Here is a 20,383-nt window from a genome sequence, read left to right on the forward strand (position 1 = left end):
CCGCTTCGATGGCGGCCCGCTGCTGGCCGCCTGTTTCCCGGAAGCTGCCGCCTCGGGCACCTTTCCCCAGTCCGAGCGGACGAACGCCTAAGATGTCTACAGGCGTCCCGCCGCGGATGCATCGAACCATGAACGCGGCGCCTCGGCCTGGCGATCCCGTTCACATCCGAACCAAGAGGAACCCGCCCTCCATGCCAACTCTCGACGACCTCAGCCGAATCTCCGAAGCCCCTCTGCATACGTGGCTCGGCGCGTTGATCGTCTCGGTCGTCGCGGCGGTGCTGGCTGTGGGCATCCATCGAGTCGGCGCACGCATCGTCACGCGAATCGCGCGGCCGTATCCGCTCACCAGCGTCGTGCTGCGCTATATCGACAAGCCGTCGCTGTTCGTCCTCGTGATCCTGGCGCTGGAGGCGGTGTGGTGGGAAGCGCCCGATGCGCTCACCTTCATCACGCCGCTACGCGATGCCGCCGCGATCGCGCTGATCGGTGCGATCACGTGGCTGTCGGTGCGCTCGGCAGCGGCGATCGGCGAGGCGATCATCCGGGCCCATCCGCTCGATACCGCCGACAACCTGCAGGCGCGCCGCATCCATACGCAGGCACGCGTGCTGGCGCGCTCGGTGATGCTGGTGATCGTGATCGTCGGCGTGGGCGGGGCGCTGATGACGTTCCCGAACGTACGGCAGATTGGCGCGAGCTTGCTGGCCTCGGCGGGCGTAGCCGGTCTGGTCGCCGGTATCGCCGCACGGCCGGTGCTTGGAAATCTGATCGCCGGTTTGCAGATCGCGCTGTCGCAGCCCATCCGGCTCGACGATGTCGTTGTGATCCAGGGCGAGTGGGGACGTATCGAGGAAATCACCGGCACCTATGTCTCAGTGCGTTTGTGGGACCAGCGGCGGCTGATCGTGCCGCTGCAATGGTTCATCGAAAACCCGTTCTCCAACTGGACGCGCAGCAGTTCACAGATCATCGGCACGGTGTTCCTGTACGTCGACTACCGGATGCCGCTCGCGCCGTTGCGCGAAGAGCTCGCGCGCATTGTCGAGGGTGCGCCCGAATGGGATCGCCGCGTGCAGGTGCTGCAGGTCACCGACGGCACCGAACGGTCGATGCAGTTGCGCGCGCTTGTCAGTTCGCTCGATTCCGGTCTGAACTGGGATCTGCGCTGCCGGGTCCGCGAGGGCTTGCTCGACTTCATCCAGAAGCACTATCCGCAGTATTTGCCGCGAGCGCGCGCCGAAGTGTCGGCGGAGCTCGAAAACGACAAGGGCGAACCGCTCGACTGGGTGCCGCGCAGCACGCAGACGCCCGCCGGCAGTACCGCCGCGCACACCGAGGCCGATCCGGTGGCAAGCCGCGCCGGTCGTCCGCAGGCGAGCGATCCGTCGCTGAAGGTCAAGGAAAAAGCCTAGAGCGTGTTAGGAACTTTGAATAATCGGTGCGACATGTACGAGCATGAGCATGGCAAAGACAACGAAGTGTAGGCCTGCCAGGGTTTCAGGCAGGCGCTCATAGTCGCGCGCCAGCCTCCGGAACCGGTTGAGCCAACCGAAGCTGCGCTCGACCACCCAGCGACGCGGCAGCAGCACGAAACCCTTCTTCGCTTCGGGCAGTTTGATGATCTGCAGTTCGATGCCTTCGTCATGCGCCGCCTGTCGAGCCGTTTCACCGGTATAGCCCTGGTCAGCGAATGCAAGTTTCACCGTCTGGCCGGTTGCCTGCTGAACCTGGCGCGCAAGCTCGGCCACCTGCGCCCGCTCCTGCTCGTTGGCCGGCGTGATATGTACCGCGAGCAGAAGGCCCAATGTGTCGACAGCCATGTGGACTTTGCTGCCTCGTTTGCGTTTATGGCCGTCGTAACCCGCACGCGGTCCGCTCTCGCAGGTGGACTGCAACGTGCGCCCGTCCAGAATCACGGCACTCGGCTGGCCTTGACGCGCCTGCGCGACCCGAATGACCGAACGCAAATCGCTGACCATTGCTTCGAAGCAGCCCGCATTCAACCAGCGTTGCGTTTGCTGGTAGACCATCTCCCACGGCGGGAAATTTGTCGGCAGCATGCGCCACGATGCACCCCGCGCGCCATCCAGCGCAGCGCGTTGAACATCTCGCGCAGTTCGTACCGGCGTTGCGGTGCGTCTTCATTCATCAAGGTCAGATACGGAGCAGCAAAGCTCCATTCTTCGTCCGATACATCCGTCGGGTATGGCTTGCGTACTGTCATTCCGCCAGGGTACCAGGTCTGGCCACAAGTTCCTAACACCCTCTAGCTGGGGAAGGCGGCATACTGGCCGAAGATGAGTGCAACTGATCGTGCACCAACGTGGTCGAACCGTCCATCTGACCAAGGAGGACTACCAACATGGGCCGACTGATCGTCGTGTCGAATCGTGTCGCAACACCGACGGAAACCAAAGGATCGGCGGGCGGCCTCGCGGTCGGCGTGTTCGGCGCGCTGAAAGATGCAGGAGGCGTGTGGTTCGGCTGGAGCGGCGATGTGGTGAGCGAGACCGTCGCCAACGCCGGTCCGACGCTGGAGCAGGACGGCGCGGTGACCTTCGCGACCGTCGGTCTCACGCGCAAGGACTACGACCAATACTACCGCGGCTTTTCGAACGCGACATTGTGGCCGGTGTTCCACTACCGCAACGACCTTGCGCGCTACGAGCGCGAAGAGTATGCGGGCTACCGGCGCGTCAACGCATGGCTTGCGCACAAGCTGATCAAGCTGCTCGAGCCCGACGACGTGATCTGGATTCACGACTACCATCTGATCCCGTTCGCCGAAGCGCTGCGCTCCGAAGGCATCACGAACCGTATCGGTTTCTTCCTGCACATTCCGTTTCCGGCGCCGCAGATTCTGCTCAACATTCCACCGCACGAAGAGCTGGTGAAATCGCTGTCGTGCTATGACCTGCTGGGCTTTCAGACCGCGACCGATGAACTGGCTTTCCACGACTACGTAACGCGCCATGCGCGCGGCACCGTCAGCGGAGGCAATCACGTCGAAGCCTTCGGCCGCAAGCTGCGCACGGGCGTCTACCGGATTGGCGTGTTCCCCGACGAGATCGCCGAGCAGGCGCAGCGCTACGAAAGCCGCCAGCACGTGCTCGACCTGAAGCAGAGTCTGGAAGGCCGCAAGCTGATCATGAGCGTTGACCGGCTCGATTATTCGAAAGGGCTCGTCGAACGTTTTCGCGCCTTTGAGCAACTACTGGAACGCTCGCCCGAATGGCGCGGCAACGTCACGCTGGTGCAGATCGCACCGCCGACCCGTTCGGACGTCGCCACTTATCAGAAGATCCGCCAGGATCTCGAATACGAAGCCGGGCGCATCAACGGCCGTTATTCGGGCCTCGATTACACGCCGATCCGCTATCTGAATCAACAGTACGACCGCTGGAAGCTGATGTCGCTGTTTCGCGAGTCGCAGATCGGCTTCGTCACGCCCTTGCATGACGGTATGAACCTCGTCGCGAAGGAGTATGTCGCCGCGCAAAATCCCGACGATCCAGGCGTGCTAGTGTTGTCGATTTTCGCGGGCGCAGCGGCGGAGTTGAGCGGCGCGCTGCTGGTCAATCCGCACGATGCAATTGGCATGTGCGAAGCCTTGCAGCGCGCGCTGCAAATGCCGCTCGATGCGCGCCAGCGGCGTCACGAGATCAATATGGCGGCGCTGCGCAAGAACGATCTCGGTGTGTGGCGCGATACCTTTCTGGATGATTTGCGCAACGTGCCGGTACAGAAGCCGGGTAAGGGCGGTGGACATAAGTGATGATGTGTTTGAAGAACGGCCTTGTTTTGCTGAGTGCACGACAGCACGCGTTTGACCGGCGGGTGGCCGCATGCTGAGGACTTTGGCCATCGCGGGATACCGGTCGCTACGCGAGTTGATCGTGCCGCTCGGCAAATTGAATGTCATCACGGGCGCGAATGGCAGCGGCAAGTCGAGCGTGTATCGCTCGCTGCGTTTGCTGGCCGAGACCGCGCGCGGCGGTGTGATTACGTCGCTCGCGCGTGAAGGTGGGTTGCAGTCCACGCTGTGGGCCGGACCTGAACGTTTTTCGCGCGCGGTGCTGGCCGGCGAGTTGCCGGTCCAAGGCACGCGCCGAAACGAACCGGTGAGTCTGCGGCTGGGATTTTCCGGCGATGAATTCGGCTATGCGATCGATCTAGGGCTGCCGCCACTCGATCGTGCCACCCGATTCCCTCTCGATCCCACGATCAAGCGCGAATGCATCTGGAGCGGCCCGGTGCTACGGCCGTCCGCGCTACTGGTCGACCGGCAAGGCGCTGCGCTGCGCACCCGTGACGAGCACGGCGACTGGCAAACCGTCCCCCAACCCGTCGCCAGCTTCGACAGCATGATGACGGAGTTTTCCGATCCACGGACCGCTCCCGAGATGATCACGGTGCGCGAGCAGATCCGCTCGTGGCGCTTCTATGACCACTTCCGCACGGATGCCGAGGCGGCCGTGCGTCTGCCGCAGATCGGCACGCACACGCCCGTGCTCTCAAACGACGGCGCGGACCTCGCCGCGGCTTTGCAAACCATCCGCGAGATCGGTGACCCCGTTGCGCTCGACGCCGCCATCGACGACGCCTTTCCCGGCTCGCATCTCGACATCGCCACACAGGACGGCCGCTTCGACGTGTCGATGCAGCAACACGGCCTGCTGCGGCCGTTGAAGGGCGCGGAACTGTCGGACGGCACCTTGCGCTATCTGCTGCTGGTGGCCGCGCTACTGACACCGCGTCCGCCCGCGCTGCTGGTGCTGAATGAACCGGAGACGAGCTTGCATCCGGACCTGCTGGCGGCGCTGGCGCGTCTTATCGCGCGGGCTTCCGCGCATTCCCAGGTACTGGTGGTTTCGCACGCGGCGCGGCTGATCGCGGCGCTCGAACGGGAGGACGGCAGTCAGTCGATCGTGCTCGAGAAGCACTTCGGCGCGACGCGCATCGCCGATGCGGACGATCGCGACCTGCCGGCCTGGAAATGGCCGGCGCGATAACGGTGGGCGGATAATGGGCGCCACCGGATGTAAGCTGAATGTAACATCGCGTAGGATTTGCAAGGCAAAGGGCTTTTTGTTGCAACCTGATGAATAATGCTTTGATGCGGATGGTGCAGGCGGATGTCCGGCGTTCACTGCATCGATAGAGAAGGACCGGCGCTGTCATGCTCAGCGCCCCTGACGCGCACCGCCATTGGCGCAAGCCGTCAGCTCACGGAGACAAAATATGAAGATTGCCCAGATCGCCCCTTTGACCGAATCGGTGCCGCCAAAGCTTTACGGTGGTACGGAGCGCGTCGTGTCCTACATCACCGAGGCGCTGGTCGACCTCGGCCATGACGTGACGCTGTTCGCGAGCGGCGACTCCGTCACGAGCGCCAAGCTCGAAGCGGTATGGCCGCGCGCGCTGCGTCTGGACCCGGGCATTCGCGATCGCATCGCACCTCATATGCTGCTGATGGAACTGGTGCGCCGCCAGGCCGAAAACTTCGACGTGCTGCATTTTCACCTCGATTATTACTCGTTTTCGGTCTTCAAGCGCCAGGAGACACCCTTTGTCACGACGATGCATGGGCGCCTCGACTTGCCCGAGCAACAACCGGTGTTCGACACGTTCAACACCGCGCCGGTGATCTCGATTTCGAACGCGCAGCGTCATCCGTTGCCGCAAGCCAAGTGGCTTGCCACCGTCTATCACGGTCTGCCGGAGCAGCTCTACACGCCGCAGCCGGTGGAGCAGAAGTATCTCGCGTTTCTCGGCCGTATCTCGCCGGAAAAGCGGGTCGACACGGCGATCCGCATTGCCGGGCGCTGTGGAATGCAGATTCGCATCGCCGCGAAGGTGGATGCCGCCGACCGCGAATACTTCGAGCGTGAGATCCGGCCGTTACTGGACCTGCCGCATGTCGAGTTCATCGGCGAGATCGCGGATAACCAGAAGGCCGAGTTTCTATCGGGCGCGCACGCGTTGCTCTTCCCGATCGACTGGCCGGAGCCGTTCGGCCTCGTGATGATCGAAGCGATGGCGTGCGGCACGCCGGTAATTGCGTTCAACCGCGGCTCGGTGCCGGAAGTGCTGGAAGACGGCGTGACGGGCTACATCGTTGAAGATGAAATCGGAGCCGTGGCGGCGGTCAATCGCCTGCATAAGATGCCGCGGGCGGGTGTGCGGCAACGTTTCGAGGAGCGCTTCACGTCGCACCGGATGGCGCAGCAGTATGTGGATGCGTATCAGTCGGTGATTCGCGCGCAGAAGCGTTCACGCTTCAAGGTGATCGATACGTCGGGAAGCTGAGCGGCGTAGCGCCTCACGCAGCAGGCTGAAAAAAACGGCGATGTGCACTGCGCATCGCCGTTCTTTTATTGCCGTTGTGCTCGGACCGACAAATGGATCGCGCTTAGATCTTCAGGCGCGAGACCTTGGTGCCCTGCAGCGAGACATCGGCCATCAGGCCGGCATTGGTCAAAATGATTACTTCGACCGGGGCCGTTGCCGTAGTCGTGTCGATCGCACCGTTGGCGCCCATCTTCACCAGCGCGACAGAGGCGTCGCCGCCCGCGGACCAGCCGTCGGCGTTGCGGAATGTGTCGAGCGAGTCCTGCGTCATGAACAGGAAGACGATGGCCTTCGACTGCGCGCCTGCCTGCAGACCGAACGAGCCCGAAATCGTGCTGTAGTAACCCACCGTGCCGCCGCCTACGCGCAACGAACCCTCACCATACTGCCCGCCGACGATGAAGCCCGCTTGCAATACCGACGGGAACACCAGCACGCCGCGCGCCTTGGAGACGAGTTCGCGCGAACCCTTCACGGTGGTGAACAGCCGCGACATGGTGCCGTCGACGCTGGCGTCGATCGACTGGCGTTTGGATGCATCAGTGGAGGGCGTGTCGTGGCTGCTGCCATTAGTTGTACAGCCAGCGAGTGTAAGGCCTCCGAAAGCTAGCGCAGCGGTAGTCTTCAACATGAAGTTTCGTCTTTGCATCGTTTTTCTCCATCATGGTTCCTGGGCACAACCTCATATGGTGCTGCCGGGTTGCCCTTGAGTTATATCACACGCAAGCGCAAAAGGCGTACTTCGTCGCAGGGTGAAAAGCCTTGTGTGGCGGGGCTTTGCGACCAAACGCATGAGGCGGCCGTGTAATTTTGACCGGCCGTGGAGCGTGTTAAAGAACGCACGGGCAGTGCGTTCGAATGGGCTCCCGATGAACCGTGCCTGGCGCGAATCCGTTCGGCGGCAGCTGAGCGGGAACCGTATCGAGTGTCCGTTTTTTACCGATTTTTCGCGTCCACGATTCGCATTGAAATCGAACTGAAAGTGTTGTCTCGACGCTGCACCGCATCCTCAACCATGGTTTGCCGGACTTTTGACAGGTGGGCGCCGCAGTGCGCGGCGAATCATGCCGATCAACACGCCGATCAGGAACAGCGTGACAGCCGGCACGATCCAGTAACCGACGAACGCATGCCAGAGGTAAGCCATGAGCGTGGAGCGGCGCACGCTGTATTCATTGCGGGCGTCCTGCTGGCGCGGCAGATTGGCGGCCAGCACATCGGCCGGGCAGCCGGCGGCTTGCGCTTCGTCGGGCTTGCTGTGGCAGCGCGCAGGGGCGCCGGCGGCGCGTTGTGCGTCGGTGAAATTCCAGGTGGTCAGCGCGCGCTCGAGGTCGACGGCGTTGTACGCCATTTCCTCCCGGATCTCGCTGACTGCAACGATCGCCACGGGCACGGCCCAGAATACGATGACGACCAGCCACCGCCTTAACCAGCGGTTTTTATGCTTCGAAACCATCCTTGCCTCCGATCGATGCTCTGCAGCACCAACGACAAGATGGCGGCCCGTCTAATGTTGTGTATGGGGGTGGGCCGTCTCCGCAGCCATCATAGAAGAAAATCGGCGCGTTCGGGCAGATGGACTACGAAGGGATGGTTGGCGCGCGGGCGGCTGCCGGAGTGGTGAACTGCTGAGGAGAATGGCAGGGAAGAGCAGAAAAAAGGCAGTAGCCGCGCCGGACAATGGCGCGGCCTTGTTCGAGCAATACGCGGTTAAACGCGCGGCGTGTGGGCCGCGCCGATTGCCTCGCGTTTAGTTAGCCGGCGCGGACGACAGGCAGGTCTTCATGAAGGCCTTGCGGTCGTCGCCTTTCTTGCCGGTGGCTTGCGTGTTGCATGCCTTCATTTTGTCCTGCTGGCTCATCGGTGCGGCGGCGGCCGGCTTGGCGGACAGACAGGTCTTCATGAAGGCCTTACGGTCATCGCCTTTCTTGTCAGCGGCCTGCTTGTTACAGTCGGCCATTTTCGTTTGCTGGCTGTTCTGCGCGAACACCGGCGAAACGAGGACAGCACCCAGCACCAGCGTAGCGATAGCGGATTGGATTTTCATGTGACACTCCATCGGTGGTGAAAACGTTTTTGGTCGTTCATGCACGCGGGCGTCAACGGCGTCCAGGACCCCTCGGCATGTTCATTATGGCAAATGCTGTCTGCCAGAACGGATAAAAGAGCATTCCGGTTGACAGACGTTCACGCTGGTTTTCCCCTACGCGCCGGGGATAGCGGGTGCTCAGGCGAATGAAACGGCTAAATCGTAGCAGTGCCAGAATATGGTATGCAATCCAGATTAATTGGCAATACGCATGCAAACGAATTGGTTCTCGCTCATTCGACAGCGATGGTCAACGATTAAACATTCGATCCGCATTGCTGCAGATGCAAATGAATAGGAAATCGGCAGAAAATCCCGTTGGCGATCATATGGGTAATCTTGACTCGATTCCCTGTGCCGATGGGCCGCCCGTCGACGCCGTCACGCAAGCCAAAGGAGGCTCGCCATGCACTATCTGTTGATGTATGACCTCGTGCCGGACTACCTCGAGCGGCGTGGCGCGTATCGGGAAGATCATCTGAAACTCGCCTGGGCGGCAGCGGAACGTGGTGAATTACAACTGGCCGGCGCGTTGGCCGAGCCTGTGGATACCGCCGTGCTGCTCTTCGAAGGCGACTCGCCCGCAGCCGCCGAAGCCTTTGCCAAGGCCGATCCGTATGTGCTCGCGGGGCTCGTGGCACGCTGGCGCGTACGCCAATGGATGACCGTGGTGGGTGAGGGTGCGGCGAATCCGGTGCGCTAGAAGCCAGGCGATCAACCACGCTCGCGCGGCGTCGAGAGGAATGCGAACAGCATACCGAGGCGCTGCACTCGCTTCCTCGGCAATTGCGCCCCGACCCTCCCCGCATGTTGCCCACCCCCTACGCCCAGGCACGCTGTGGTCACATGAAAAATACCTTCGCAATGCAACGAAATGCATTGCGAATGAAACGTCGACTTCATAAAGGCCATTCGCCGACGGTGCCACGCTATTGTGCTGTGCAATAGCGGCTTTCGCCGCAAGAACCACCTATAGTCCTGTTACGGCAATGTGCGAATCGACGCAGCAAAAAGGACAAGTTTGTTTCCATCCGTAACACTTGTCTCAACGATATTCACGCAAACCCTGGTGGTGGTATGCTTCGTGCACAAATTCTCCCATGCACGAGTGAGACCACGTTTTGTGCTTCGCAATAGGGACAAACCGCACTAACCCAGTGCGATATTGACCCGCCAACAGAACGTACAAAACATATTTGTGCAACCGCGGGCTGCACACGGATCGTGAAAGTTGAATCCGTGGCTGTCCAAAGCCGCGGCCCGGCCAGGCTGCGTGGAGAAAACCCAATGTTTTTCGATGAGCTAAGCAATGACGAATGGGCGCTGCTGGCAGCGCTTGTCTCTGATGAGCCGGCCGTCCGTCTGAACCGACGCGGACGGCCCCGCGCCGAACCACGCATCGTGGCGAATGCCGTCCTGTGGATTCTGACAACTGGCGAACCCTGGTCGAAGCTGCCAGGCCGCTACCCGTCGGGTCCCACATGCCGGCGCCGTTTTGAAGAATGGCAATTGAACGGCACTCTCCTCGAGATGGTTCGGCTGTTGTCGCAAACCGGGCGCACCTTTGCGTACGTCCCGCAACCGGCGCCGCCCGCAGCGGCCAAACCGGCAGCACCGGTAGCAGAACCCCCCAGCGTGCGTGACGAAAATCTGCGCGGCGTGTCGTGGAAGAGTCCTGAGTCATGGCAGGCGCCCGGCATGTCGAGCAGTCTGAGCAGTTGGCGTTCGGCCGATCCGATCGCCGATATCACACGCCAGCTGTCCGGGCTGACGAATGTGCCACCGGTGTCGCGTTCGCCGTCGGCATCCTCGTCACTTGCAGCGCGGCCTGCTATGCGTGCCGATCTGCAAAGCATGGACGAAGCGCGGGCGGTGGGTGCGGCAATGCACAGCCTGGATTCAGCCATTGCGTCGGCACGCCGTGCGCAACAACTCGACGATCAGCGCAGTCCGCTGTCGATGAGCCTCGCGCCACGCGGCACGCAGGTCGCCGACCAGCACGGCTACGTGATCTACGTTGCGGCGGAGCAGGTGCCCAACGCGATGTATCGCGCATGGGCGGAAATCATGAAGGACGGCAAGCGCGTCGAGCGTTCCGGCCTCGTCGGTCCACGCTTTGCGGAAGCCGACGAAGCGGAGCAACACGCGCTCGAATGGGCACGGCAGTGGATCGACCGTGAATGCCGCACGCAGGCGGCTGCAGAGGCTGCACCCGCAGTCAACGCGGCGGCGGCGCGTCCGTTGCCGGCCATACGTCATGTGCCCGAGCCGGTCACGGCGAATCATGGCGGGCCTTTGCACGGTCCGCTCAATGCGTTCCGTGGCCCGCTGCGCCGTTACCCGAGTGAACCGGCCGCACCCGCAACCGCGACCGAAAGCAGTACATCGGATCGTTTTCCGTCGTACCCAGAACTCATTTCCCATGCGGGATGAGTGCGGCGGCTAGCACGGCTTTAGGCGCGACAGCTAGAACAGGGCAGTTAAAACAGCAGCACCCCGCGGCCGGTAGGAGCAACCGCCGCAGGTTCCCGCTTCATCCGTTGTGAATCATTGGTGTTACCTGACTGGCGTTGAATGTCGATTGACGTTGCCAGGGCGTTGCTTTGGCGCTGATTCAAGGTTGTGCGCCGGCATCGTTCACCGGCGTTTCCTCATCTGCACGCTCTCATCGGCGTGCGTCAGTCGCGTGCTTCATTGGTGTGCTTCACTGCCGCCCATACGTGTCGTCGAAGCGCACGATATCGTCTTCGCCGAGATACGAGCCGGACTGCACCTCGATCATTTCGAGCGGCATCTTGCCCGGGTTCTCGAGACGGTGGGTGACACCGAGTGGAATATAAGCCGATTCGTTTTCGGAGACGATGAAGCGCTCTTCACCCCGCGTGACGAGTGCGGTGCCGCGCACGACGATCCAATGTTCCGCGCGGTGATGATGCATTTGCAACGAAAGCCGCGCACCCGGCTTCACGACGATGCGTTTCACCTGGAAGCGCTCGCCGGTGTCGACGGAATCGTAGTTGCCCCACGGGCGATGCACCTTGCGATGGTTGGATGCTTCCAGCCCGCCATCGCTTCGAATCCGTCCGACGATCTTCTTGACGTCCTGCACGCGCGATTTGTCCGCGACCAGAATCGCATCGGCCGTTTCGACCACCACGAGATCCTGCGTGCCGACGCAGGCGATCAGGCGTCCTTCCGAATGCGCGAAGGTCGAGCTCGCCCCCTCAAACATCACGCGGCCGCGGCCCACGTTCTGATCCGCGTCTTTCTCGGAGATGTCCCAGATCGCGTCCCACGAACCCACGTCCGACCAGCCCGCCTGCAGCGGCACGACGACGCCTGACGCAGCGGTCTGATCGTTGCCCAGTTGTTCCATCACCGCGTAGTCGATCGAATTCGACGGCGAGGCGCCGAAGGCGTCACGTTGCAGGCGGAAGAAATCGCCGTCCGCTTTGCCGCCTGCGAACGCGGCTTCGCAGGCTTCGTAAATCGCCGGCTGGAAGTGGCGGATCGCCTTCAACCAGGTCGATGCGCGCATGATGAAAATGCCGCTATTCCACCAGTATTCCTGCGATTCGATATAGCGCCGCGCCAGTTCAAGGTGCGGTTTTTCGACGAAACGATCGAGCTTGTGCGCGCCGATCTTGCCGGCTGCTTCGCTGTCTGTATCGCTGCCTGCTTCATGCGATTCATCAGGCGTACCAAGCGCCGCGCCGATACGGATATAACCGTAGCCCGTTTCCGCGCGCGTCGGCACGATGCCCATCGTCACGATATGGCCGGCGGCCGCATGCTGCACGCCGGCGGCCACCGCCGCATGAAAACCGTCGATATCGGTCACTGCGTGATCGGCGGGCATCACAACCATGATGCCGTCCTCGTCCTGCGCGGCGATCGAAAGGGCGGCCACCGTCAGAGCCGGCGCCGTGTCGCGCCCGGCGGGTTCGAGAATCAGCCGGGTCGGCTTGCCGCTCGTGCGCAATTGCTCGGCGGTCGTGAAGCGCTGTTCTTCGTTGGCCACCACGATGAGTTGCTCGGCGAGCGGGTGGTCGGCTTCCAGCCCGTCGAGTCGGCGAGTGGTCGATTGCAACAGCGAGTCGTCGCCAAGCAGGCCAATCAGCTGTTTCGGATGCTGTTCGCGCGACATCGGCCACAACCGTGTACCGGAGCCGCCCGCCAGAATCACGGGATGAACTTTGAGTTTGACGTTAAGTGGCATAGCTTGCGTGGACCGGGTGTCGGCGGGCGTGGCCGTAACCGGAGCTGTCATGATGGACTCCTCGAGGCAGGGTGAATGCGTCGAGTTTTATCACGAAGTAAGGAATCAATAAAAGCGTGTTAAATAGAAACTATATAAAACGCTTAATAAAATTATCCGTTTCGTGAAGAAAAAATGTCCGCCTGATTTTTAAAAAATAAAAATTACACGAAAAAAATCACGGGCAATTTTTTTATCTGACGAATTGACGCAGAATGGAGACGAAAGGCGAGACGTAAGCTTCGTAGGAGAACGGACAGATTGGCTCGCCACGGCCTCCAGAAAGGCACAAAAAGGTCTTTAAAGCGCCGAATTCGGTAACAATTGCTGAACAAAATTCAGAAAAAATGCCGAAACTTTGACCGATACAATTTGAGATATTTTGCGGTCTTGCAGCGCGAATTTTAATATAGCTTTATCTATACCTGTACAAGGGTATTCACTCATCCAGACACGCATTTTCCGAGTCGGCCGACTGGGCAATTTTGAGTTCGGAAAGCATCAGGGCAATTAGCACCGGTTCAATCAGATTCGCGTCGCGCATTTATCTGGCAGGCGCGAATACCGGCGTTGTGCGCTCGGCGGTTTGATGGGTGTGACGGGAATTCAACCAACCAATGGATGGCACTTGACTGACGAACTGAGGGGCGGCGCATGCTGAGCGTTCTATCGAGAATCATCGACATCGCCATGGTCGCGCTCGGCGCCGCCATCGCGACGGCCGTGCACAGCGGGAAATTGGTGTGGCTGGACGACGTCCAAAGTGTGTCGCTCGCGTTCGATTGCCTGTTGGTGGTGGTGTTTTTTCCTGCGCTGGGTATCTATCAGTCGTGGCGTGGCAAGCCGCTCTACGACCTGTTGTGCCGCGTCGCGGGCGGCTGGGTGATGGTGGAGGTCACCGGCATCCTGATCAGCTTCAGCCTGCACCGTTCGGACAGCCTGTCGCGTCTGTGGCTCTTCTACTGGGCGGTCGCCACGATCGTGCTGCTGATCGTCACCAAGGTGATCGTTTATTCGATCCTGCGTGGACTGCGCCGCGAAGGCTTCAATCAGCGCGCGGTGGCGATCGTGGGTGGCGCGCCGTATGGGCGCTTCCTGATCGAACAGATGCGCACCCGCCCGGAAGCGGGCTTTAGCCCCGTCGTGGTGTTCGACGAGGACGGCACGATCAATCCGTATGAAGACCCGGATGCGAGCGACTCGATCGAAGGCGTGCCGGTTGAGCGTGATTACGCGCGGATGCTTCAGCTGGTGCGTCAGCGTGCGATTCGCGAGTTGTGGCTCGCGCTGCCGATCTCGAAGGAGAAGGCGATTCACCGCTTCGTGATGGACTTGCGCAACGACTTCGTGAACATCCGCTTCATTCCGGACGTGCGCAGCCTCACGCTTTTCAACCAGCCGATGGTGGATCTGCTCGGCGTGCCGGCGATCAACCTGGCCGCCTCGCCGATTACCGATCTGCGCGTGCTGCCCAAGCGCGTCTTCGACCGTCTGTTCGCGCTGGCGGCATTGACCGCGCTGTCGCCGGTGATGCTGGTGATCGCGGTGATGGTGAAGGTGAGCTCGCCAGGCCCGGTGTTCTTCCGCCAGAAGCGCAAAGGCATCGACGGCAACCAGTTCGAGATCTACAAGTTTCGCTCGATGAAGATGCACAAGGAAGAGGCCGGCAAGATCACCCAGGCCACACGGCGCGATCCGCGTATTACCGCGGTCGGCGCGTTCCTGCGGCGCACCAGCCTCGATGAGTTGCCGCAATTCATCAACGTGCTGCGCGGCGAGATGTCCGTGGTCGGTCCGCGTCCTCACGCGCTCGAACACGACGACATCTACAAGGATCTGGTGAAGGGCTACATGCACCGCTACCGGATCAAGCCTGGCATCACAGGGTGGGCACAGATCAACGGCTATCGCGGCGAAACCGACCGCATCGAAAAGATGATGGGCCGCGTCAAGCTCGATCTGTACTACATGCAGCACTGGACCTTCTGGCTCGACATCAAGATCGTCGTGCTCACGTTGTGGAAGGGCTTTGCGGGCAGCAACGCTTACTGAGCGGCGTATTGAACGTTTATCGAGCAGCGGCCGCGCAACGCATCGCGCGACGGCTCTCCTGATTCAACTCCATTTTCCGAGGTGTAATACATGAACCTGACGATCATCGGTAGTGGCTACGTAGGCCTCGTGACGGGCGCTTGTCTGGCTGACATCGGCCACGACGTGTTCTGTCTCGACGTCGATCAGCGCAAGATCGACGTGCTCAACAACGGCGGCGTGCCGATCCATGAACCGGGTCTGCAGGAGATCATTGCGCGCAATCGCCGTGCAGGCCGCCTGAAATTCTCGACCGACATTCAGGCTGCGGTCGCGCACGGCGACATCCAGTTCATCGCAGTGGGCACCCCATCCGACGAAGACGGGTCCGCCGACCTGCAATACGTGCTCGCCGCCGCACGCAACATCGGCCGCCATATGACGGGCTTCAAGGTGATCGTCGACAAATCGACGGTGCCGGTCGGCACCGCTTCGCGGGTGCGCGACGTGATCGCCGAGGAACTGGCCACGCGCAACGCCGGCCACATGTTCTCCGTGGTGTCGAATCCGGAGTTTCTGAAAGAAGGCGCGGCCGTGGAAGACTTCACACGGCCCGATCGCATCGTGCTCGGTTGCGATGAAGACGTGCCGGGCGAAAAAGCGCGCGAACTGATGAAGCGCCTCTATGCGCCGTTCAACCGCAATCGCGAACGCACGCTGTACATGGACGTGCGTTCGGCCGAGTTCACCAAGTACGCGGCCAACGCGATGCTTGCCACGCGTATCTCGTACATGAACGAGCTCGCGAATCTGGCTGACCGCGTCGGCGCGGATATCGAGGCGGTGCGCCGCGGCATCGGTTCCGATCCGCGTATCGGTTACGACTTCCTGTATGCCGGTTGCGGCTACGGCGGTTCGTGCTTCCCGAAAGACGTGCAGGCGCTGATTCGCACGGCAGCCGACCACAAGGCCAACCTGCGCATTCTCGAAGCGGTGGAAGCCGTCAACGACACGCAGAAAAAGATCCTCGCGCACAAGATCGTCGATCGTCTGGGCGAAGACCTGTCGGATCGCACCTTTGGCGTGTGGGGCCTCGCATTCAAACCGAACACGGACGACATGCGCGAAGCGCCGAGCCGCCCGTTGATCGCCGAGCTGCTGCGCCGCGGTGCGCGCGTGAAAGCCTATGACCCGGTCGCGATCGACGAATCGAAGCGCGTATTCGCGCTCGATCTGAAGGACGTGCCGCAACAGCACGCGCGTCTGTCCTTCGTGAACGAGGAGATGGAAGCGGCCGAGGGCGCGGATGCCCTCGTGATCCTGACCGAGTGGAAGGTCTTCAAGAGTCCGGATTTCGGTTCGCTCAAACAGAGTCTCAACACGCCGCTGATTTTCGACGGCCGCAATCTGTACGAACCGGACGCGCTGCTCGAACTCGGTATCGAGTATCACGCGATCGGCCGTCAAGCCGCGTTACGCAATGCGCCGGCGAAGGTCGGCGCGAACGGCCTGCCGATAACGACCGGGGCGGCGCGTTCGGCCGACGCGGTCGAGGCCGGTCAGTAAGCCGTCGCGTCGCCACGCATCGTTAAGGAGCCCGCTATGTTCGCCAACGTTCTGATCGTCTGCCACGCCAACGTGTGCCGTTCGCCCGCAGCCGAGATGCTGTTCAAGGCCCGGCAGCGCGTGCCGTCGCGGTCGTCCTCAGCGCCGATCGCGTTTCATTCAGCGGGTCTTCGTGCCGCGAACGGCCACGGCATGGACCCGGTGATGCGGCGCCTGCTCGACGAGCAGGGCGTCGCCTCCGGGATCCACTATTCACGGCGCCTCGACCGCCAGCTCGTGCGCTCCGCCGACCTGGTGCTCGTCACCGAGCGCGCGCAGGTGGGCGCGGTGGAAGCGCTCGATCCGGCCTCGCGCGGCAAGGTCTATCCACTCGGGAAATGGGAGGGCGACTCCGACGTCGCCGATCCGCATGGCCACGTGGAAGCCGACTATAGGGAGAGTCTCGTGCTCATCGAACACCTGGTCATGGGATGGCTGAAGAAAATATGCTGATGAAAAAACTCACTGCACACACATTCGCGAACTTCAACTCGACGGGCGTTACATCGACGGGCTTTACATCGAAATTCGCCGCCACGCTTTTGCTGACGTCCTTTCTGTCGGCCTGCGCTACCGCACCTGGCAATTACCTCGACACGTCCCGTCTGAAAGACGACGGCCAGCATCAGAGTCAACAGGCGAACGAAACCTACCCGGTCCATATGATCGACGGCCCGCTGGTTGCGGCGCAAGCGCAGGCGCAAGCCGCTGCCGCCGCGCAGCAGGCGCTGCCGACCTCGCGCGTTACCGACCCGTCGCAGTATGTGTACCGGCTCTCGCCGCAGGACATTCTCGGCATCACCGTGTGGGATCACCCTGAATTGACTACCCCGCAGGGCAGCACGCTGTCGGCGGGCGGTAATACCACCCAGTCGATCGGCGGCGCTTTGCAGCAGCCGTATACCGCCGCGCTGCCGGGTCAGGCCGATCCTTACGGCCAGACCATTGCCGCCGACGGCACGATCTTTTTCCCGTTCGTCGGCCGCATCAGGGCCGCGGGCAAGACGGTGGGCGAGTTGCGCGATCAATTGAGCGCCGGCCTCGTGCGCTACATCCGTAATCCGCAGGTCGACGTGCGCGTGCTGTCGTATCGCGGCCAGAAAGTGCAGGTGACCGGCGAAGTGAAGACGCCGGGCCCGCTCGCCATCAGCGACGTGCCGCTCACGCTGGTCGACGCGATCACCCGCTCGGGCGGCACCAACACCGACGCGGACATCCAGCGTGTGCGCCTCACGCGCAACAACAAGCTGTACGTGCTCGACGCCAACCGCATGCTCGACCAGGGCGACACCACGCAGAACGTCATGCTGCAAAACGGCGACGTGATCAACGTGCCGGATCACACCGACAGCCGCATCTTCGTGATGGGCGAGGTGAAGACACCGATCCAGCTGCCGATGCTGAAGGGCCGCCTGACGATCGCCGATGCGCTCACCCAGGCAGGCGGCATTCTCGACACGGACGCCAATCCGCGCCAGATCTTCGTGATGCGCGGCATGCGCGAACATCCGACCACGCCGGACGTGTACCGCCTCGACATGACGCAGCCCGACGCGATCATGCTGTCGTCCCAGTTCCAGTTGCAACCGATGGACGTCGTGTATGTAGGTACCGCCGCTTCGACCACGTTCAACCGTGTGTTGCAGCAGGTCCTGCCGAGCGTACAGACGCTGTTCTACCTGAAGCAGCTGACGAAATAACCGTCTGAGCCGTCGACAGGCCCGCGCCGCTCTCCCAGGGCGCGGGACCGAAGCAAACGCCGAAGCAAACGTCGAAGCAAAAACAGCAGTCAACGCTGACGCAACCGATACGGGAAGCGAATTGTGAGCAATCAAATCACTCCACACATGGCCGGTCCGATCAAGACCGAAGAAGAGGACGTCGTCCTCGGGCAACTGGTCCAGGTGATCCTCGACGACATCTGGTGGCTGATCACGATCGCCGCGGTGATCGTCGCACTGGCCGCCGCGTACTGTTTCCTCGCCAAGCCGATCTATTCGGCCGATGCTCACGTGCGCGTCGAGCAGTCCGACAACACCTCGCAGGCGCTCACGCAGACGCAAACGGGAGCGGCAATCACCAACGGCTCGACTTCGTTGCCGACGGACGCCGAAATCGAAATCATCAAGAGCCGCGGCGTAGTCGGCCCGGTGGTTCAGCAACTGAAGCTGAACTTCAGCGTCGTGCCGAAGACGCTTCCGCTGCTGGGAAGCATTGCTGCGCACATGGCGACGCCGGGCCAGCCAGCGCGGCCGTGGCTGGGGCTGTCCTCGTACGCGTGGGGTGGTGAAGACGCCGAGGTCGATTCGATCGACGTGGTGCCCGCGCTGGAAGGCCAGAAACTGACGATGAAGGTGTTCGACGAGCAGCACTACGAACTCTACGCAGATAACGGCTCGCTGCTGTTGCGCGGCCAGGTCGGTCAGCAGGAGCAGGGCGGCGGCGTGACGATCCTCGTCAGCAAGCTGGTGGCCCGTCCGGGTGAAGAGTTCACCGTGACGCGTTTTAACGACCTCGACGCGATCACCGCGTTCCAGTCGGCGATCACCGTGCAGGAGCAGGGCAAGCAGACCGGCGTGATCCAGATTTCGCTGGAGGACAAGAGTCCTGAGCACGCCGCGCTGGTGGCCAATGCGCTCGCGCAGTCGTATGTGCGTCAGCACATTTCGAACAAACAGGTCGACGCGAGCAAGATGCTCGACTTCCTGAAAAGTGAAGAGCCGCGCCTGAAGTCCGATCTCGAACGGGCTGAAGCCGCGTTGACCGCGTACCAGCGCCAGTCCGGCTCGATCAACGCGAGCGACGAAGCCAAGGTCTACCTGGAAGGCAGCGTGCAGTACGAGCAGCAGATCGCCGGTTTGCGTCTGCAGATGGTGCAGCTCGCCGAGCGCTACGGCGACGACCATCCGATGCTCGTCGCCGCGCGCCAGCAGATGGCCGAACTGGAGGCGCAACGCGCCAAATATGCTGACCGCTTCCGTGATCTGCCGGCGACCGAAGTCAAGGCCGTGCAACTGCAACGCGACGCGAAGGTGGCGGAAGACATTTACGTGCTGCTGCTCAATCGCGTGCAGGAGTTGTCGGTGCAGAAGGCCGGTACTGGCGGCAATGTGCATATCGTCGATCAGGCGATGCGTCCGGGCGCGCCGGTCAAGCCGAAGAAGGTGCTGATCCTGTCGGCGGCGGTGATTCTGGGCCTGATTTGCGGCACCGGTTTTGTGTTCCTGCGCCGCAATATGTTCAAGGGTATCGACGACCCCGACCATATCGAGCGCGCGTTCCATCTGCCGGTGTACGGTCTCGTGCCGTTGAGCGCCGAACAGGCGTTGCTCGAAAGCGGTTTCGAACGCGGCGGCGAACGCCTGCGTTCGGTGCTGGCGAATGCGCGGCCGAAGGACGTCACGATCGAAAGCCTGCGCAGCCTGCGCACCTCGATGCAGTTCACGATGATGGACGCGAAGAACCGCATCGTCATGCTGACCGGGCCCATGGCCGGCGTCGGCAAGAGTTTCCTGACGGTCAACCTGGCGGTGCTGCTCGCGAACTCGGGCAAACGCGTGCTGATGATCGACGGCGATATGCGCCGCGGCGCGCTCGAGCGTTATGTGGGCGGGGCGCAGGAGAACGGCCTGTCGGAATTGCTGAGCGGGCAGATCTCGCTCGAGGAAGCGATCCGCGCCTCGAACGTCGAAGGTCTGAGCTTCATCTCGTGCGGCCGCCGTCCTCCGAATCCGTCGGAACTGCTGATGTCGCCGCGTCTGCCGCAATACCTGGACGGCCTTGCCAAACGTTACGACGTGATTCTGATCGATACGCCGCCGGTGCTGGCCGTGACCGACGCGTCGATCATCGGTGCCTATGCGGGCGCGACCTTCTTCGTGATGCGCTCGGGTGTGCACAGCGAAGGCGAGATCGCCGACGCATTGAAGCGCCTGCGCGCGGCCGGCGTGCACGTGCAGGGCGGCATCTTCAACGGGATGCCGGCACGCTCGCGCGGCGGCTACGATCGCAGCTATGCAGCGGTCCAGGAATATTTGAGCACCTGA

At 61.9% G+C, this 20,383-nt stretch carries 15 protein-coding genes and 1 pseudogene; 11 read left to right on the forward strand and 5 right to left on the reverse strand.

All coding sequences use genetic code 11. From position 1 onward, the window contains the following. Nucleotides 1-191 precede the first annotated feature (191 nt). A complete protein-coding gene (locus tag ACUN0E_RS30470) occupies nt 192-1,415 on the forward strand; it encodes a mechanosensitive ion channel family protein (protein WP_445568915.1) in 1,224 nt (407 codons plus the stop codon). A 6-nt stretch (nt 1,416-1,421) separates the two neighbouring features. Here ACUN0E_RS30470 and ACUN0E_RS30475 read toward each other — a convergent pair. Beyond that, nucleotides 1,422-2,227, reverse strand: a pseudogene (locus ACUN0E_RS30475) (IS5 family transposase). A gap of 138 nt (nt 2,228-2,365) precedes the next feature. Here ACUN0E_RS30475 and otsA point away from each other — a divergent pair. The 3 genes from otsA to ACUN0E_RS30490 all read left to right on the forward strand — a co-directional run bounded on the left by otsA (nt 2,366) and on the right by ACUN0E_RS30490 (nt 6,312). Continuing rightward, nucleotides 2,366-3,778: an alpha,alpha-trehalose-phosphate synthase (UDP-forming) gene (gene otsA / locus ACUN0E_RS30480; RefSeq protein WP_408223106.1), complete on the forward strand. Its 1,413-nt coding sequence runs from the start codon at nt 2,366-2,368 to the stop codon at nt 3,776-3,778. 70 nt (nt 3,779-3,848) lie between these two features. Continuing rightward, complete coding sequence (locus tag ACUN0E_RS30485) at nt 3,849-5,015, forward strand: AAA family ATPase (protein ID WP_445568916.1); 1,167 nt, start codon at nt 3,849-3,851, stop codon at nt 5,013-5,015. 229 nt (nt 5,016-5,244) lie between these two features. After that, nucleotides 5,245-6,312, forward strand: a complete 1,068-nt coding sequence (locus tag ACUN0E_RS30490) for a glycosyltransferase family 4 protein (RefSeq protein WP_408223110.1) — start codon at nt 5,245-5,247, stop codon at nt 6,310-6,312. Between the two features lie 103 nt (nt 6,313-6,415). Here the strand turns inward: ACUN0E_RS30490 and ACUN0E_RS30495 are convergent, their stop codons facing one another. The 3 genes from ACUN0E_RS30495 to ACUN0E_RS30505 form a co-directional block, all read right to left on the reverse strand. Beyond that, nucleotides 6,416-7,003: a BPSL1445 family SYLF domain-containing lipoprotein gene (locus ACUN0E_RS30495; RefSeq protein WP_408223112.1), complete on the reverse strand. Its 588-nt coding sequence runs from the start codon at nt 7,001-7,003 to the stop codon at nt 6,416-6,418. Between the two features lie 360 nt (nt 7,004-7,363). After that, nucleotides 7,364-7,810 (reverse strand): hypothetical protein, encoded by a 447-nt coding sequence (locus ACUN0E_RS30500; RefSeq protein ID WP_445568917.1) that lies wholly within the window; start codon nt 7,808-7,810, stop codon nt 7,364-7,366. A gap of 294 nt (nt 7,811-8,104) precedes the next feature. Beyond that, on the reverse strand, nt 8,105-8,401 hold the full coding sequence (locus tag ACUN0E_RS30505; RefSeq protein ID WP_169487044.1) for a PsiF family protein: 297 nt from the start codon (nt 8,399-8,401) through the stop codon (nt 8,105-8,107). Nucleotides 8,402-8,849: 448 nt separating this feature from the next. Here ACUN0E_RS30505 and ACUN0E_RS30510 point away from each other — a divergent pair, with 448 nt between their 5' ends. Both ACUN0E_RS30510 and ACUN0E_RS30515 read left to right on the forward strand, forming a co-directional pair. Further along, entirely contained in the window at nt 8,850-9,146 is a 297-nt protein-coding gene (locus tag ACUN0E_RS30510; protein ID WP_408388803.1) for a YciI-like protein, read from the forward strand. 584 nt (nt 9,147-9,730) lie between these two features. Further along, nucleotides 9,731-10,876 carry a DUF6566 family protein gene (locus ACUN0E_RS30515; RefSeq protein ID WP_445568918.1) on the forward strand — a complete coding sequence of 382 codons (1,146 nt, stop codon included), beginning with the start codon at nt 9,731-9,733 and terminating at the stop codon, nt 10,874-10,876. Between the two features lie 271 nt (nt 10,877-11,147). On the opposite strand, the gene ACUN0E_RS30520 is transcribed toward ACUN0E_RS30515, so the two are convergent. After that, nucleotides 11,148-12,713: a mannose-1-phosphate guanylyltransferase/mannose-6-phosphate isomerase gene (locus ACUN0E_RS30520; RefSeq protein ID WP_408388805.1), complete on the reverse strand. Its 1,566-nt coding sequence runs from the start codon at nt 12,711-12,713 to the stop codon at nt 11,148-11,150. Nucleotides 12,714-13,355: 642 nt separating this feature from the next. Here ACUN0E_RS30520 and ACUN0E_RS30525 point away from each other — a divergent pair. From ACUN0E_RS30525 to ACUN0E_RS30545, 5 genes are all read left to right on the forward strand, one after another. Then, nucleotides 13,356-14,753, forward strand: coding sequence for an undecaprenyl-phosphate glucose phosphotransferase (locus tag ACUN0E_RS30525; RefSeq protein ID WP_408335450.1), 1,398 nt, complete (start codon nt 13,356-13,358; stop codon nt 14,751-14,753). Nucleotides 14,754-14,843: 90 nt separating this feature from the next. Then, complete coding sequence (locus tag ACUN0E_RS30530) at nt 14,844-16,298, forward strand: UDP-glucose dehydrogenase family protein (protein ID WP_445568919.1); 1,455 nt, start codon at nt 14,844-14,846, stop codon at nt 16,296-16,298. A gap of 36 nt (nt 16,299-16,334) precedes the next feature. After that, complete coding sequence (locus ACUN0E_RS30535; protein ID WP_408223126.1) at nt 16,335-16,790, forward strand: arsenate reductase/protein-tyrosine-phosphatase family protein; 456 nt, start codon at nt 16,335-16,337, stop codon at nt 16,788-16,790. After that, complete coding sequence (locus tag ACUN0E_RS30540) at nt 16,784-18,037, forward strand: polysaccharide biosynthesis/export family protein (protein WP_445570549.1); 1,254 nt, start codon at nt 16,784-16,786, stop codon at nt 18,035-18,037. Before ACUN0E_RS30535 ends, ACUN0E_RS30540 begins: the two co-directional genes overlap by 7 nt. Nucleotides 18,038-18,184: 147 nt before the next feature. Next, nucleotides 18,185-20,383 carry a polysaccharide biosynthesis tyrosine autokinase gene (locus tag ACUN0E_RS30545; RefSeq protein ID WP_445570550.1) on the forward strand — a complete coding sequence of 733 codons (2,199 nt, stop codon included), beginning with the start codon at nt 18,185-18,187 and terminating at the stop codon, nt 20,381-20,383.

The sequence above is a fragment of the Paraburkholderia sp. D1E genome (assembly GCF_052682275.1).